The sequence below is a fragment of the Pseudomonas sp. UME65 genome, from assembly GCF_014170225.1.
Taxonomy (GTDB): domain Bacteria; phylum Pseudomonadota; class Gammaproteobacteria; order Pseudomonadales; family Pseudomonadaceae; genus Aquipseudomonas; species Aquipseudomonas protegens.
The window spans coordinates 494,173-508,432 of record NZ_LZZQ01000004.1; the positions used below are offsets into that span (position 1 = coordinate 494,173).

A 14,260-nucleotide genomic window follows, 5' to 3' on the forward strand; every position below is an offset into this window, starting at 1 on the left:
TCTCTCGATGTTTAAGTTAATTGCTGTTTTACAAAGAGATAAGTATTAAGAGTTTAAGGGGGTGACAGGGTTTTCCCTGAACACGTAGTACTTGCATGCGAGAAAACTGTACGCCGCTAATAATATTATGGCCGATGCTTGGACTATTTCATGCGGGTAGTGGAGTTGGTCGAAAAATACATACAGTAATATCAGGTTTATCACATAGCCTGATACATGCATTTGTATGTAGCGAAATGGTGCGCCAGCTCGCCCGCTTTTTTTGAAAGTCCAACGGTAGTTGACAGAATAGCTGTAGGTGGCTCCTGCCAGATACATAAGCGTCATAGACAATTTTTCTCCGCAACCGGCATACACGATCAGTAAGTAACCAGCGTAAGCCAAGGCATTGCTGGTTACGCCAATAATTCCGTAGCGAATCAGCTGAATGATGGTATGGGTAGGGATAGTGTTCACTATGGCATTCTATTTGGCTTTGGAGTTGAAGGGGTAGTGGAACTGCCAGTATTCAGACTAGAAGGTTTTTCGTCCGACGATATAAAGCGGACGCTTTTTAGTCTCGTCGAATGTCTTGCCTATATATATGCCGACTACGCCCTGAATGGAGATGACAATTCCGCCAATGAAGAAAATAGATACCATGAGGCTGGTCCAACCTTGTACTACCGTGCCATGAAAGTAGGTGGTGATCATAAGGTAGATACCATAGATGAATGAAAGTGAGGCCATTGTAAAGCCGAGCTTTACTGCAAGCCTAAGTGGTTTGTCCGAATAGGCGATAATGGTATCCATGGCCAGACTCCAAAGTTTGGAGAAAGTGTAAGTGCTTTTGCCGTGGCCACGTTCGCAGTGCTCGACATCAATGCCGGTGCTGGTAAAGCCCATCCAGTGGACCAAGGCGCCAAAAAAACGCAACTGTTCACGCATTTGGCACAGATTGTCAGTAACTTGGCGGGAAATTATTCGAAAGTTACCGCTATTCCCGTCATACTCAAAGTCGGCAAGATAACTGAACGTCTTGTAAAAAAACCACGAGCCTAGGCGCTTTATTGCAGAGTCTTTTCTTAAACCTCGTAGAGCCAGGACAATGTCGTACCCTTCCTGTGCCTTGGCATATAACCGGGGAATTTCTTCAGGACGATCCTGTAGGTCGCAGTCCATGACCACAACCCAATCTCCTCGGGAACTATCGAGACCCGCAGTGATGCCGTAATGCTGGCCGAAGTTCCGGCTTAGCTGAATTCCCCGCACTCTTGGATCGACCTTTGCCAACTGTTTTATTAAATCCCAGGAGCGATCGCCGCCGCAGTCCTCAATCAACAGGATTTCAAAATTTGGTGTGATCTCTTCCAGCGATGTTTTCAATCGCGCATAAAGCTCCATCAGCGAATTTTCAGCCTTGTAAACAGGTACGACGACAGAAATGTGAGGTTTTTCTTTTGGATTTTCCACTGTGCTTATCATTTATAGGTTTAAAGGGGAGTTCGGGATTTACCAGAATTTTTGATAGCGAAAACAGAGCTCTAGGAAGTAGTAGAGTGCTCCGAATGCAGTGTGTGCGAAAAACAAGATGACGCAACGTTTATATTTTTTTACGTTGCTTATTGTTGTTGTAAAAGCTTCTTTGTTTTTTAGCAGGAATGCTGCAGAGAAAAGGAAAGTCAAGTATAGGCCAATCTGACCGCTCCACCAAAAATTTCCGGCATACATCCGGTAGCCACTTTCAGAAAAGAAGTAAGTCAAAATTAACCCCATCAAGAGACAGAGCGATGCGAGAAGCAGTGCCTTGTCTTTGATGAACTCTTTAGGGTAGTAGCAGAGTACAAGAAGTGGGAATGCGATAGATAGAATCAGCTTGATGAATAAGTATTTTGAGTAGTGGGCCATGCTTTCAAAAGGAAGAAATAAAACGTGGCTTTCCTCATTTGCGGTTTCTATTGAAAGGCTTTGGTAGAAGTAGGTGTGCAGAAACTGAAGACTGAGCACGAATACTGTCGGCAGGAAAAAAGCCCAGTAAATATATGCGCTTTTCAGGCTGCTTTTCAGTTGCTGGGTTGCGATGAGAAATAAAATCAGTGCTGGCAAAATGATAATAAGGAAATTTGGCTTTGATATTCCGCAGAAAAAAATTGAAATTGCCAGTAGCGTGCCTCTTGAGAGTGTGTTGCCTGAGGTTTCGGTGAAAGATTTTAATGTGTAGCAAAAAGCGATGAGGGCTAGTGGCTTGAGCAGGAGCATTGTTGGACTATGATAAATCGTAAGCCCCACATAGCCAAAATAGAAATGATGGTCAAATACCGCAAGGATCTGGAGGGGGCTGGCCACTAGTAAACATACTGACACAAGCGTGGCTGTTTTAGCTGAGGTGTACCGGCTGAGGACTTTATAGTTTAAGATCGCCAGCAGGTAAATGGCGGAAACTATGATGATGGTGGAGGCTATGGCGTAATTGACACTTAGAATATTTTTAGTGAGGATCGTGAGTAGATGGTATAGCGGGTGCGGCAGCATGAGAGTGCCGTTATCTTCCATATCGCTCGCCCATTTCAGGTGTGCAACATAGTCGCCGCCAATTGTTGAGAGCTTATATATAAGGGGGGTGAAGGTGATGAAAGTAAATGCAAGTAGTATGAAGTAGGCGCGAGTGTGGTGTTGGCGGTTTTTATCTGGTGCTGGATATGTTTCGCTTATGTTGTCGTCTGTCATTCGCTCTCGCCTATTTTATTCTGGTTTTTACAGGAATCTATTCTTGGAGTGGTTTTGGTGTTCTATTTAATCTTGCCGGAATGAGTTGGTCTTTGGGTTGGTCTATGTTTTTTGCATATGTTTAAGTGATAAAGTAATTCTGGGTCGCACTGAGTCAATGGTTTATTGACGACGATGATGTTTTGATTTTCGTGTTCAGAATCTGTTCCTGTTTTACTTTCTGTTTTAGGTTCAAGAGCATCGTCCTGCTGCCGGACCTTATAGGCCCAAGTCCCCGTCAAGCTAAGGGGCGAGAGGTAAATTTGGCGGCGAGTATACCCTCAGTCCCTCTAGGGAGTCCTCTATTGTTGGCCCACGAGTGCTGTTTTCGGAGCGAAACAGCAAACTGATCTGGTCTTCGTCCTCATTGGTCGCAGGAATATCCGCTTCCGACAATTGGTTTGGCTGCTACCTCCGCAACGGATTGACCTCCCCGGGAAGCCACCCAGAACTTCCTGGAGGAGGGCAATGTTGGTAGTCAGGTGGGCCAGGGTTACTGGCGCTTCTCGCAATTGACCATCCATGGCACACCAAAGCGGTCCACCAGCATGCCGAAGCGCTCGGCCCAGAAGGTGGCTTCCAGGGGCATCTGCACGTTGCCCTGTTCGGCCAGGGCGGCGAATACCCGTTCGGCTTCGGCGGCGTTGTCGATGTTCAGCGAGATCGAACAGCCGTGGATGCCCAGGTAGGGCAGCTCAGGGGTGGTGTCCGAGCCCATCAGCACCTGGTCGCCGACGCTCAGGCGGGTGTGCATGATGCGTTCGTGACAGTCGGCAGAGATGTGATCACGGGCCGGGCTTTCACCGAAGGTCATCATCATTTCCAGGGTGCCGTTCAGGCATTGGGCATAGAAGGTGAAGGCGGCCTTGCAGGTGCCGTTGAACACCAGGTAGGGGTTGATTTTCATGCTGTGCTCCGGTCGCAGGTAACGGGCAGGCACGCGGGCCTGTGGACGAACTTCCATAGCAAAGCCGCTATCGGCCCTGCGCGGAGGTTTTTTTATAGATGGTTTTTCCATGCTCGCCCGTGGCGATATAACCGTCGCCGCGCCATTGGGGGCGCGGCGGCGGTGCGGGCGGGGGTTACAGGCGCGGCTGCTCCTGGGGCGTGCCGAGCAACTGGTGCAGGGTGTTGATCAGCGCCTGCTGGCGCAGCCGGTCTTGCTGGTGCCGGGCTTCGGCGGCGGCGACATCGGCGTTGCAGTGCGGGCAGGTGCTTTCATGGGCGTGGATGTACTCCAGGCAATTGCGACACAGGGCCAGGCGCGGCGGGATGCGGCCTTCCTCGGGCGACGCCTGGCCCTGGTTGACCCAGGCCAGCTTGATCACCTGGCCGCTGTCGTTGACGCTCGATACCGCCTCGCCGGTGTCGATGCGTTCGGTGATCAGGTCGAAACGGCCCACCGAGAACGACGCCGGGCCGGCGTCTTCGAGCTTGACGATGCGTTCGCGCAGGCCCTTTTTCGCCAGGTCCAGGGTCCGGTAGTGGCAGTAGGGATTGTTCCCCGGCTTGCCCAGCAGCGAGTGCGAGGTCCAGGTGCACCCGCCGCGGCAGACATCGTTGTAGTAACAGGTGCGGCAGTAGCCCCACAGGTCGTCCACCGAGCGCAGGCGGCCGAAGTGGATGCCTTCGCTGTAGTGCCAGATGTCGTGCAGGCTCATGCTGCGCACGTTGCCACCGGAGAAACCCACGGTGGCCAGGGACGGGCAGCCCTTGACCGTGCCGTCGGCCTCCAGGGCCAGGACCGTCTGCCCGGCGGCGCAGCCGCTCCAGTGCACGCGGTCGTCGCCGAAGCCGCGCCACATGTGCTCGTAGGGGCCGTAGTAGCCGATGTTGTTGCCCACATTCATCAGCAGCCCGCGCTCGGCGCCTTCGCGGTACAGGCGCGCCAGCAGCGGCATCACCTCCAGCAACTGGTAGGGCTGCAGCAGCAGCTCGGGGTGATCCACCGCATTGCCCATGGCCACGGTCAGCTGGATCTGCCAGTGGCTGGCGCCGGCATCGATGATCAGCTCCATCAGGGCCGGCAGGTCGGGCAGGGTGGCGGCGCCGATCTGCGTGTTGACGCTGATCTTGAGGCCGGCCTGCTTGGCCCGGCGCAGGGTATCCAGGGCCTTGTCGAAGGAGCCGGGGACATTGCGCACCGCGTCATGCAGCGGCGCCAGGCCATCCAGAGAGACGCCGACGCCATTGAGCCCGGCATCCACCGCGGCCTGCATCTTGGCCGGGGTCAGGTTGCGCCCGCCGGTCTGGATCGCCACGTACATGCCGTGGTCGTGGATGGCCTGGATCAGCCGCGTCCAGTCCTTGCGCAGATAGGCTTCGCCACCGATCAGGGTGACTTCCCGGGTGCCCAGGGCGGCGATCGAATCGATCACCGACAGGCATTCCTGGGTATTGAGTTCGCCCGGGCGCCGATGCCCGGCGCGGGAGCCGCAATGCAGGCACTTGAGGTCGCAGGCGAGGGTGATTTCCCAGACCACGTGCACCGGGACAAAGCGCTTGAGGTCGGTTTCGCTGAGGTAGCGGGCGGGGAGACGGTCTGACATGAGAGTTCCTTGCGCACCCGGCGGTGCGCGGCACCAACCCATCGAAATAGGCGCGCCTTCCTTGTGTCGCAATGGCGCGGTCGTTTTGTGGCAGCCCCCGGGGCCGCGGCGGGCGGCCCCGGGGGCTGGTGGTCAGCGCTGTTCCAGGCGGCTGATTTCTGCCTGCAACTGCTGCACCGCCTGGGTCAGGTTGTCAGCGTTGGCCAGTTGCTGCTCGCCCTGGGCCACCAGTGCCTTGAGCCGCGCCAGGTCGCCGCTGGCCTGGGCCTGCTGCAGCGCCACGGCATACAGCGGGTGGCGCACTTCGGCGGCCGGGCCGGCCTGGCTGGCGTAGTCCGCCGCCTGCGCCTGCTCCACCGGGGCCGGGCTCACGGCGGCGTGTTGCACCACGTGCCAGTGCCCCTGGAACTGGTACTTGTAGCTGGCGAAGCCGCTGGCCCAGTCCAGGCCGAGGATGCCCTGCAGGTGGAAGGTCTCGGCGATCTGGCTGGTGGGGCCGCTGGGGTTGCCGGCCAGGCTGAGGATGATGTGCCCCTCGCTGGAGGGGTCGAGCTTGACCTGGGAGTAGTCGCCCCACACGTCGGCGTGGAACTGCACCGGTGGCGAGGTGCTCTGGGTCACGCGGGCAACGCCGCTGACGCGTTTCTTCGGGGTATCGACCAGCAGGTCGAGGGTCAGCACCGGCCCACCGATCACGGGGTTGGCGACGATGAGGCGGGTATGGAACAGTCCGATTGTCATGCTGCAACTCCTTATCTTCTTGAAGACATCAGGTTCGATGGACGGCCGGGCTCAGCGCCGCTCCTGCTGGCTGATCTCGGCCTTGGCGGCCACCAGTGCGGTGCGGATCAGCGGCAGCTGTTCCAGTTGCTGGGTGGCGACCTTGTGCAGGCTCTTCATCTGCGCCAGGTCACCGCTGGCGATGGCACCGTGGATCGGCGCCCCGTACAGCGCCGAGATCGGCGGCAGCGGATGGTTGGGCTGGCCGCGGTGCAGAGGGGCCGACAGGGTGCTGGACTGCACGGTTTCCTGCAGGTGGGCGGGCACCTGGTTGACCGTCACCCAGCTGTGGCCGTTGTAGTACTGATAGTTGGCCACGCCTTCCTTCCAGTCGTCGCTGACCACCAGGTGCAGCTTGAAGTTGATCACCGAGTTCGACCCCGGGCCGCCCTGGTTGCCCTGGGCCGTGATGAGGATCTTGCTGGTGCTGGGCGGCATGACGGTGAGGTAGGTGTACTGGCCCCAGACATCGCTGTGCAGGTCCAGGGGCGGGTTGACCGCCTGGGTGATGCTGGAAGTGCCGCGCACACTGTGTTCCGGGGTATAGGCCAGCAGGTTGAGGATCAGGGTGGGTGCGCCGGGTTGCGAGGTGCCGATGCGGTAGCTCAGGGGGAACAGGCCTTCGGCTTGCGAGTAGTTGCCGGACATTTGCTTTGCCTCCATTCAATGACAGGGGAACCGCGATCAGCGGCGTTCCAGGCGGGCGACTTCCTTGGCCAGCTGTTCGTAGGCGTTGTGCAGATCCTTGGGTTCGTTCCTGGCCGGATCGCGCTTGGCCAGCAGGGCTTTCATCTCCGGCAGCTTGCCTTCGCTGATGGCCGACTGGATGGCGACTCCGTAGGGGGGGATCACATGTTGGGATGCATTGCTCATGGCGTTTGCCTTCCGTGGGTGTGGATGGGGTGCTGCGCTACTCGGCAGCTTTTGCAGTTAAGCAGCGCGGGTGGAATTGGCAGGGTAATGGCACATTGATTTTGTGGGTTTCCGACCGGTGGATTCACGGTCGGTAAAGGGTTGATTTTGGAGACATTCCAAAGGGCGATATGCAGGCGGGAGGTGATTGCGGATGGCGATAGGAGGGGGTGAGAAAGGGGGGCGAGCGTAGGCACCGGCTGCCGGCGAAGAGGCCCTCGACAGCCATGCATCGCCCTGGCCGGCGCCTTCGCTGGCAAGCCAGCCCCTACGGGGTGTCAGTGCGCTCGGACCACCCCCAACTCCTCCAGCCGGCGCCGGGTCTCGGCCGCCGTCACATGATGAATCGCATGCCACCCCAGCGCCGTTGCGGCGACGATATTGGGCGCATGGTCGTCAATGAACACCAGTTCCTCGGGAGCCACCCCTGGCAAATGCGCACGAATGCGCCCCAGGGTCGTGTGATAGATCTCGGCATCCGGCTTGATCTGGCGCTCTTGCCCCGACACGACGATGTCGCGAAAGCGCTGCAGAAACGGGTAATTGTCCCAGGCATAGGGAAAGGTTTCCCGGGACCAGTTGGTCAGCCCGAACAGGGGCACCTGCGCCTGGTGCAGTTCTTCCAGCAGGGCTACGCCCTGATCCAGTGGCCCCTTGAGCATTTCCGGCCAGCGCCCGTAATAGGCCTCGATCAAGGGGGCATGGTCGGGGGGCTCGGCCACCAGGCTGCGGGTCGCCTCGGCCAGGCTGCGGCCGGCGTCCTGCCGGGTATTCCAGGCCTGGGTGCAGATGGTGTCGAGAAACCACTGGCGGCGCTCATCGTCGGGGATCAGCTGGCGGTACAGGTGGTGCGGGCTCCAGTCGAACAGCACGCCACCAAAATCGAAAACCACGGCACGAATCGTCATGAACACGTCCTTTTGAGCGGTTATGGGCCAGGCGCCATCCTGCGACGCCCGGCAGCACAATGCAATTTGCCGCTGGCCGCTGGTCCGCTCGGCGGCACCCTGGCCACGAATCGTGATCCAACCCCTGTATCCGGCCTTTTCCAGGCTGGCACAGGAGCTGCCCATGACTGCCAAGAACCCCACGGGGCCGCGCTCGTCCGAGCATGCCTCGAATCATCATGACCCGGGTTTCGATCCCGATTCGCCAGACCTGGCCGACCCCCAGGTAGACCCGGTAGGCCCGGCCAGGGCACCCCTGGACCGCCCTGAACCCGAGCACCGGCGCAAGCGCTCGCGGGCCTACGATCCCCTGGCCAACCTGAAGAAGTGACCCGGCGCGCCGACATGCGGCAGTCGCCGGGCGGTGTGGCGGGTGTAAGGTAAAACGCCCAAGCCCCAGGCTCGCCGAGGAAAAAGGAGGTGTCCATGAGCACGCCGCTGCTGAACAAACTGCAGATCAACGGCTATCAGGTCTTGAGCGTCAACCACGGGCCCTGGAAGGTCTGCACGCCGGGTGACCGGCTTGCTACCTTCGGCACCCGGGAAGAGGCCATGGCCTTTGCCGCCGCCCTGCCGGCGCGCAGGCAACGACCGGCCGCCACCGGTGGCTAGCGCCCAGGCAGGAAAAAAGCCCCGACCGGTTCGGGGCTTTTTTATGCCCGGCCGGGGGCATGGCCGGACGGGGCGAGGGCGCAGCGGGGCGCAATTACGGCTGCATGAAACTCAGCAGTGGGAGGATGAAGGCTGCTGCCAGGGCCAGTGCCCACAGGGTCTGCAGAAACAGCTCATCGGCGTTGTCGGCGGCGGGCCGCGGGGCGAGGCGGCGGCGCCAGTAGAAGTACAGGCCGCTGACCACGAACACACAGGTGATGCCCATCATGTACTCCAGCTCCCACTTCTGGGGGCTGATGGCCAGGCTGCCGTCCTGGTCATCCGGGTAGTCGAGCCGCCACCAGGCGCCCAGCAGCAGCGGCACCAGCCCGGCCAGGAGCCAGGCCAGGCGCGCGCCGGGCATCCGGGTCAGCAGGGTCACGGCCAGGCCGATCAGGCACAGCACCCAGACAAAGAGGTACAGCTGAAAGCCCATGGCCCCACCGAACAGCGTGCTGCTGACATCCCGCGGCTGCATCATCTGCACGTCGCACAGCAGCATCAGCGACAAGGGCGCGGCAACGACGATCCAGCACAGAGGGCGGTAGAGCCACAACCACAGGGTAAACAGGCGAGACATGGGCACACTCATCGAGGTTTGGTGAAGCAAGAAAGAGGCGGGGTTGACGGTCAGTCGACAATGACCCGGGTGCCAGGGCCCAGGCACAGGCTCAACTGTTCGCCGGCCCGGTTGAAGGCGCAGTACGGCAGGGGCGCCTTGCTGGCATTGACCAAGGGGGGGATGAAGAAGCCCCCCAGCAACACCGCCCATGCAATCCGCAACGACAGCTCACGGAGGGTGGCGGGGGCTCTCGGCTTGAGCCGCTGCCGGTGCAACAGGTAGATGCCGCTGTAGACCAGGGCGAAACCGAAGACCATCACATAGTCCAGCTCCCGGGCCTGGATGCTGAAGATCAGGTTGCCGTCGAAATCATCCGGGTAGTGGATCCGCCACCACAGGCCCAGCAGCAACTGCACCAGCCCACCGATGATCCAGGCCAGGCGGGCGCCGGGCACCCGGGTCAGCACGGCCAGGCCCAGGCCGATGACGCTGAAGGCCCAGCCGCCCAGGTACAGCATGAAACCCATGGAGCCGCCGAACAGCGTGCCGCCGACTTCCCGGGGGACGATCAGGTGCAGGTTGCAACGGATCATGGTGGCCAATTGTGCGGCCACGGCGATCCAGCACAGGAGGTAGTAGAGCCGGGACCAGAAGGTGTGCAGGGGCGACATGCAGAGACTCGAAAAAAACAGGGCCGATGAGAGTGTGTGGTGGGCTGGGTTCAAACCAACGGCAAACCGCAGGCAAGCGCGAACAGCACCAGGGCGATGCTGATGCCCGCCAGGGGAATGCGAAACCAGTAACGGATGGCCAGCACCCACAGGCTGGCGAGAAACCCCAGGCCGATCAGCAGCAAGCCACGGGCCTCCAGCAGCAGGGCCGGGTGCAGCCAGGCGAGGTAGCCATAGACCAGGCCGAACAGCATGGCGCCCAGGCTGTGGCTGGCGTTGAAGCCGACCCAGGCTCGCCACAGGCTGGTCTGGCGGGTGATCATCGGCGACACCTGGCGCATGCGTTCGGCCAGGGCCGGGTCACGGGGCTGGAATTTGTCGGTGGCGAAGGTGTAGATCAGGTGCAGGGTGCCGAGCAGCAGCACGATGGCTGAGCTGGCGATGATCAGGGCGGGGGCCAACACGTTTCTTCCTTGGGCGGTGCTCGGGTGCGCGGAGTATGCCGGGCCGCCCGGGGTTTTGCACCTGCGGGCGCGGCTTTTTTACCGGCACGGGGCAGGGCGCCGGGCGCCCTGCCCAGGGGCTCAGAAGTGCTCGGCGTCGAGGCCGAACAAGGAGGCGCTGCCGGCGCGGATGCTCTGCTCCAGGCTGAGGATGCGCGGCAGCATGCGACTGAAGTAGAAGCGCGCGGTGGCCAGCTTGGCACCGTAGAAACCGTCGTCCTCGGAACGCTTGTGCTCGGCCACCTGGGCCATGCGCGCCCACAGGTAGGCGTAGGCCACGTAGCCGAACAGCTGCAGGTATTCGACGCAGGCGCTGCCTACCGCGTGGGGGTTCTGCGCCGCCTGTTCACGCAGCCAGTCGCTGAGGTCTTCCAGGCGTTGCACCGCGTCCAGCAGCTCGGCGGCGTAGGCGGCGCCGGGCAGGTAGGCGTAGTCGCGGATCTCGCCGGTGAACAGGCGCAGGGCCACGCCGCCGTTGCCCACCACCTTGCGCCCCAGCAGGTCCAGGGCCTGGATGCCGTTGGTGCCTTCGTAGATCTGGGCGATGCGTACATCCCGCACCAGTTGCTCCTGGCCCCATTCGCGGATGTAGCCGTGGCCGCCGAAGATCTGCTGGCCCAGCACGCAGCTGTCCAGGCCGGTGTCGGTGAAGAACGCCTTGGCCACCGGGGTCAGCAGCGCCACCAGGGCCTCGGCGTTGTGCCGCTCATGGGGCTGGTCGGCGAACTTGGCCAGGTCCAGCTGCTGGCCGACGTAGCTGGCAAACGCCCGGCCGCCTTCGGTCATGGCCTTCATGGTCAGCAGCATGCGCCGCACATCGGGGTGGACGATGATCGGGTCGGCGATCTTGTCCTTGACCACCGGGCCGGCCGGGGAGCGGCTCTGGATGCGCTCGCGGGCGTAGGTGCGGGCGTTCTGGTAGGAGTTCTCGGCGCAGCCGATACCCTGGATGCCGATGGACAGGCGCTCGTAGTTCATCATGGTGAACATCGCCGCCAGGCCCTTGTTGGCCTCGCCGATCAGCCAGCCGGTGGCGCCGTCGAAGTTCAGCACGCAGGTGGCCGAGGCCTTGATGCCCATCTTGTGCTCGATGGAACCGCAGCTCACCGCGTTGGCCGCGCCGAGATTGCCGTTGGCGTCCACATGGATCTTCGGCACCAGGAACAGCGAGATGCCCTTGGGCCCGGCCGGGGCGTCCGGCAGCTTGGCCAGCACCAGGTGGATGATGTTCTCGGTCAGGTCCTGCTCGCCGCCGGTGATGAAGATCTTGCTGCCGCTGATGCGGTAGCTGCCGTCGGCCTGGGGCTCGGCGCGGGTGCGGATGATCCCCAGGTCGGTGCCGGCGTGGGCCTCGGTGAGGCACATGGAGCCGGCCCAGCGGCCTTCGTACATCGGCGGCAGGTACAGCTGTTTCAGCGCTTCGCTGGCGTGGGCGTCGATGGCCAGGCAGGCCCCGGAACTCAGGGCCGAGTACAGGGCGAAGCTGGAGTTGGCGGCGTAGAGCATTTCCTCGAACTGCACCGCGAGCATCTTCGGCATGCCCATGCCGCCGTAGGCCGGGTTGCCGCTCAGGCCGACCCAGCCGCCCTGGATATAGGTGCTGTAGGCCTCCTTGAAACCGGCCGGGGTGCGCACCTGCCCGGCGTGCCAGCTGGCGCCTTCCTCGTCGCCGCTGCGGTTGAGCGGGGCGATCAGGTTGCCGGTGACCTTGGCCGCTTCTTCGAGAATGGCGTCGGCGGTGTCGCCGTCCACGGTATCGGCCAGGGCCGGCAGGCGCGCCCAGAGCTTGGGTGCGTTGAACACTTCATGCAGGACAAAGCGCATGTCGCGCAGCGGAGCGTTGAATTCGGGCATTGCAGGAACCTCGGGCAAAAGTGGAGGTTGAGCGGCCTCGGCCGCATGAATCGACAACGAAAACCCCGCCACCTTGTAGGAGCCGGCTTGCCGGCGAAGAGGCCCGCAAGCCATGCATCGCCCTGGCCGACGCCTTCGCTGGCAAGCGAAGCGCCGCCCGGCCAGCTCCTACAAGGGCTGGGTAGGTGTATTCAGGCTAGAGGTTTTTCGCCATGTCGCGCAGGACGAACTTCTGGATCTTGCCGGTGGAGGTCTTGGGCAACGGGCTGAAGACCACGGTACGCGGTACCTTGAAGCCTGCCAGGTGCTCGCGACAGAAGGCGATGATCTCGGCTTCGCGCACGTCCTGATGATCGGCCTTGAGGGTGATGAAGGCACAGGGCGTCTCACCCCACTTTTCATCGGGCCGGGCCACCACCGCCGCTTCCAGCACTGCCGGGTGGCGATAGAGCACGCCTTCCAGTTCGATGGTGGAAATGTTCTCGCCCCCGGAAATGATGATGTCCTTGAGCCGGTCGCGGATCTCCACGTAGCCGTCCGGGTGGGTCACCCCCAGGTCGCCGGTGTGGAACCAGCCGCCCTCGAAGGCTTCGGCGGTGGCCGTGGGGTTCTTCAGGTAGCCCTTCATCACGGTGTTGCCGCGCATGAAGATCTCGCCGATGGTCTGGCCGTCCCGGGGCGTGGGTTCGAGGGTTTTCGGGTCGGCCACCATCACCCCTTCCAGGGTCGGGTAGCGCACGCCCTGGCGCGACTTGATCTGCGCCCGCTGTTCCAGGGGCAGTTCATCCCAGGCGGCGTGCCAGGCGCACAGGGTCACCGGGCCATAGACCTCGGTCAGGCCGTAGACGTGGGTCACCTTGATGCCCATTTCCTCCACCGCGCCGATCACCTTGGCCGGCGGCGCGGCCCCGGCCACCATGGCGTTGACCGGGTGGTCGATGGCCGCCTTGGCGGTGTCGGGCATGTTCACCAGGGCATTGAGCACGATGGGCGCGCCGCACAGGTGCGTGACCTGATGCTCGCGGATCAGGTCGAGGATCTTCTGCGGGTCGACCCGGCGCAAAAACACATGCACCCCGGCCAGGGCGGTGACGGTCCAGGGGTAGCACCAGCCGTTGCAGTGGAACATCGGCAGGGTCCACAGGTACACCGGGTGGTTGCCCATGGCCCAGGTCATCTGGTTGCCCAGGGCGTTGAGGTAGGCGCCGCGGTGGTGGTAGACCACGCCCTTGGGGTTGCCGGTGGTGCCCGAGGTGTAGTTCAGGGCGATGGCCTGCCACTCGTCATCGGGCCACTGCCAGGCAAACTCGGGATCGCCCTCGGCCAGGAACGCTTCGTAGTCCAGCTCGCTGACCGGCTGGCCCTCGCCGTACTCCGGGTCGTCGAGGTCGATCACCAGGGGCGGGTGATCGAGCATGGCCACGGCGGCGTGGATCACCTCATGGAACTCGCGGTCGGCGATCAGCACCTTGGCTTCGCCGTGGGCCAGCATGAAGGCGATGGCCTCGGCGTCCAGGCGCACATTGAGGGCATTGAGCACGGCGCCGATCATCGGCACGCCGAAGTGTGCTTCGAGCATCGCCGGGATGTTAGGCAGCATCACCGCCACCGTGTCGTTCTTGCCGATGCCGCGCCCGGCCAGGGCCGAGGCCAGGCGCCGGCAGCGGCTGTAGGTCTGGGCCCAGGTGCGACGGATCGAACCGTGGATCACCGCCGGGTAATCGGGGTAAACCGCAGCGGTACGCTCGATGAAGCTCAAGGGGGAGAGGGCGATATGGTTGACGGCAGTCGGCGCTAGGCCTTGCTCGTAGATGGACATGGTTCGGGTACCCGGTGGCTGATTATTAGCTCTATTGGCCGAGGCTTGGGTGGCGCGTGCTGTGTACCTGGGGGCACTGACTGTAGGCGCCGGCTTGCCGGCGAAAGCGATCCCACGGGCCTCTTCGCTGGCAAGCCAGCTCCTACGTTCGGCGTTGCTTACAGGTACGCAGCACACCCAGCGAAAGCTCGGTGACTTATCCGGGGTCTTTTATATACTGTTTGTCGATTGATATGGAAGTACTACCTGAGTTGTATAGTAGTTGTA

General features: G+C 61.3%; 16 protein-coding genes. 2 read left to right on the forward strand and 14 right to left on the reverse strand.

The window, feature by feature from the left end; translation table 11 throughout:
• Nucleotides 1–45: 45 nt before the first annotated feature.
• The 9 genes from A9971_RS03310 to A9971_RS03350 form a co-directional block, all read right to left on the reverse strand.
• Nucleotides 46–456: a GtrA family protein gene (locus A9971_RS03310; RefSeq protein WP_051167105.1), complete on the reverse strand. Its 411-nt coding sequence runs from the start codon at nucleotides 454–456 to the stop codon at nucleotides 46–48.
• A 57-nt stretch (nucleotides 457–513) separates the two neighbouring features.
• Nucleotides 514–1,452 (reverse strand): glycosyltransferase family 2 protein, encoded by a 939-nt coding sequence (locus tag A9971_RS03315; protein WP_197731928.1) that lies wholly within the window; start codon nucleotides 1,450–1,452, stop codon nucleotides 514–516.
• A gap of 39 nt (nucleotides 1,453–1,491) precedes the next feature.
• Nucleotides 1,492–2,706, reverse strand: a complete 1,215-nt coding sequence (locus A9971_RS03320) for a hypothetical protein (RefSeq protein ID WP_015634939.1) — start codon at nucleotides 2,704–2,706, stop codon at nucleotides 1,492–1,494.
• A 532-nt stretch (nucleotides 2,707–3,238) separates the two neighbouring features.
• The gene (locus tag A9971_RS03325; RefSeq protein WP_041117105.1) at nucleotides 3,239–3,652 is read right to left on the reverse strand and encodes a VOC family protein; all 414 of its coding nucleotides are present in this window, start codon (nucleotides 3,650–3,652) and stop codon (nucleotides 3,239–3,241) included.
• A gap of 175 nt (nucleotides 3,653–3,827) precedes the next feature.
• Complete coding sequence (locus A9971_RS03330) at nucleotides 3,828–5,294, reverse strand: GDL motif peptide-associated radical SAM/SPASM maturase (RefSeq protein WP_183000911.1); 1,467 nt, start codon at nucleotides 5,292–5,294, stop codon at nucleotides 3,828–3,830.
• A 132-nt stretch (nucleotides 5,295–5,426) separates the two neighbouring features.
• Nucleotides 5,427–6,035, reverse strand: a complete 609-nt coding sequence (locus tag A9971_RS03335) for a DUF1842 domain-containing protein (RefSeq protein WP_011060454.1) — start codon at nucleotides 6,033–6,035, stop codon at nucleotides 5,427–5,429.
• A 51-nt stretch (nucleotides 6,036–6,086) separates the two neighbouring features.
• Nucleotides 6,087–6,722, reverse strand: a complete 636-nt coding sequence (locus A9971_RS03340) for a DUF1842 domain-containing protein (RefSeq protein WP_011060455.1) — start codon at nucleotides 6,720–6,722, stop codon at nucleotides 6,087–6,089.
• Between the two features lie 36 nt (nucleotides 6,723–6,758).
• Nucleotides 6,759–6,947: a DUF1843 domain-containing protein gene (locus A9971_RS03345; RefSeq protein ID WP_015634943.1), complete on the reverse strand. Its 189-nt coding sequence runs from the start codon at nucleotides 6,945–6,947 to the stop codon at nucleotides 6,759–6,761.
• Between the two features lie 317 nt (nucleotides 6,948–7,264).
• Nucleotides 7,265–7,894 (reverse strand): HAD family phosphatase, encoded by a 630-nt coding sequence (locus A9971_RS03350; protein ID WP_183000912.1) that lies wholly within the window; start codon nucleotides 7,892–7,894, stop codon nucleotides 7,265–7,267.
• Nucleotides 7,895–8,057: 163 nt separating this feature from the next.
• On the opposite strand from A9971_RS03350, the gene A9971_RS03355 reads away from it, so the two are divergent.
• A complete protein-coding gene (locus tag A9971_RS03355; protein WP_015634945.1) occupies nucleotides 8,058–8,264 on the forward strand; it encodes a DUF6021 family protein in 207 nt (68 codons plus the stop codon).
• A gap of 95 nt (nucleotides 8,265–8,359) precedes the next feature.
• Entirely contained in the window at nucleotides 8,360–8,545 is a 186-nt protein-coding gene (locus A9971_RS03360; RefSeq protein ID WP_011060459.1) for a DUF2188 domain-containing protein, read from the forward strand.
• Between the two features lie 94 nt (nucleotides 8,546–8,639).
• On the opposite strand, the gene A9971_RS03365 is transcribed toward A9971_RS03360, so the two are convergent.
• From A9971_RS03365 to A9971_RS03385, 5 genes are all read right to left on the reverse strand, one after another.
• Nucleotides 8,640–9,164, reverse strand: a complete 525-nt coding sequence (locus A9971_RS03365) for a hypothetical protein (protein WP_019095111.1) — start codon at nucleotides 9,162–9,164, stop codon at nucleotides 8,640–8,642.
• Nucleotides 9,165–9,214: 50 nt separating this feature from the next.
• Entirely contained in the window at nucleotides 9,215–9,817 is a 603-nt protein-coding gene (locus tag A9971_RS03370) for a hypothetical protein (RefSeq protein WP_183000913.1), read from the reverse strand.
• Between the two features lie 50 nt (nucleotides 9,818–9,867).
• On the reverse strand, nucleotides 9,868–10,281 hold the full coding sequence (locus A9971_RS03375; protein WP_183000914.1) for an LIC_13387 family protein: 414 nt from the start codon (nucleotides 10,279–10,281) through the stop codon (nucleotides 9,868–9,870).
• Between the two features lie 120 nt (nucleotides 10,282–10,401).
• Nucleotides 10,402–12,174, reverse strand: coding sequence for an acyl-CoA dehydrogenase C-terminal domain-containing protein (locus tag A9971_RS03380; RefSeq protein ID WP_183000915.1), 1,773 nt, complete (start codon nucleotides 12,172–12,174; stop codon nucleotides 10,402–10,404).
• A 196-nt stretch (nucleotides 12,175–12,370) separates the two neighbouring features.
• The gene (locus A9971_RS03385; protein ID WP_015634950.1) at nucleotides 12,371–13,993 is read right to left on the reverse strand and encodes an acyl-CoA synthetase; all 1,623 of its coding nucleotides are present in this window, start codon (nucleotides 13,991–13,993) and stop codon (nucleotides 12,371–12,373) included.
• Nucleotides 13,994–14,260 lie beyond the last annotated feature (267 nt).

What these genes read in the sequence shown, in the direction of transcription:
- A9971_RS03320 (WP_015634939.1), bottom strand. Translation starts at nt 2,706, where the DNA reads ATGACAGACGACAACATAAGCGAAACATATCCAGCACCAGATAAAAAC.
- A9971_RS03325 (WP_041117105.1), bottom strand. Translation starts at nt 3,652, where the DNA reads ATGAAAATCAACCCCTACCTGGTGTTCAACGGCACCTGCAAGGCCGCC.
- A9971_RS03330 (WP_183000911.1), bottom strand. Translation starts at nt 5,294, where the DNA reads ATGTCAGACCGTCTCCCCGCCCGCTACCTCAGCGAAACCGACCTCAAG.
- A9971_RS03335 (WP_011060454.1), bottom strand. Translation starts at nt 6,035, where the DNA reads ATGACAATCGGACTGTTCCATACCCGCCTCATCGTCGCCAACCCCGTG.
- A9971_RS03340 (WP_011060455.1), bottom strand. Translation starts at nt 6,722, where the DNA reads ATGTCCGGCAACTACTCGCAAGCCGAAGGCCTGTTCCCCCTGAGCTAC.
- A9971_RS03345 (WP_015634943.1), bottom strand. Translation starts at nt 6,947, where the DNA reads ATGAGCAATGCATCCCAACATGTGATCCCCCCCTACGGAGTCGCCATC.
- A9971_RS03350 (WP_183000912.1), bottom strand. Translation starts at nt 7,894, where the DNA reads ATGACGATTCGTGCCGTGGTTTTCGATTTTGGTGGCGTGCTGTTCGAC.
- A9971_RS03355 (WP_015634945.1), top strand. Translation starts at nt 8,058, where the DNA reads ATGACTGCCAAGAACCCCACGGGGCCGCGCTCGTCCGAGCATGCCTCG.
- A9971_RS03360 (WP_011060459.1), top strand. Translation starts at nt 8,360, where the DNA reads ATGAGCACGCCGCTGCTGAACAAACTGCAGATCAACGGCTATCAGGTC.
- A9971_RS03365 (WP_019095111.1), bottom strand. Translation starts at nt 9,164, where the DNA reads ATGTCTCGCCTGTTTACCCTGTGGTTGTGGCTCTACCGCCCTCTGTGC.
- A9971_RS03370 (WP_183000913.1), bottom strand. Translation starts at nt 9,817, where the DNA reads ATGTCGCCCCTGCACACCTTCTGGTCCCGGCTCTACTACCTCCTGTGC.
- A9971_RS03380 (WP_183000915.1), bottom strand. Translation starts at nt 12,174, where the DNA reads ATGCCCGAATTCAACGCTCCGCTGCGCGACATGCGCTTTGTCCTGCAT.
- A9971_RS03385 (WP_015634950.1), bottom strand. Translation starts at nt 13,993, where the DNA reads ATGTCCATCTACGAGCAAGGCCTAGCGCCGACTGCCGTCAACCATATC.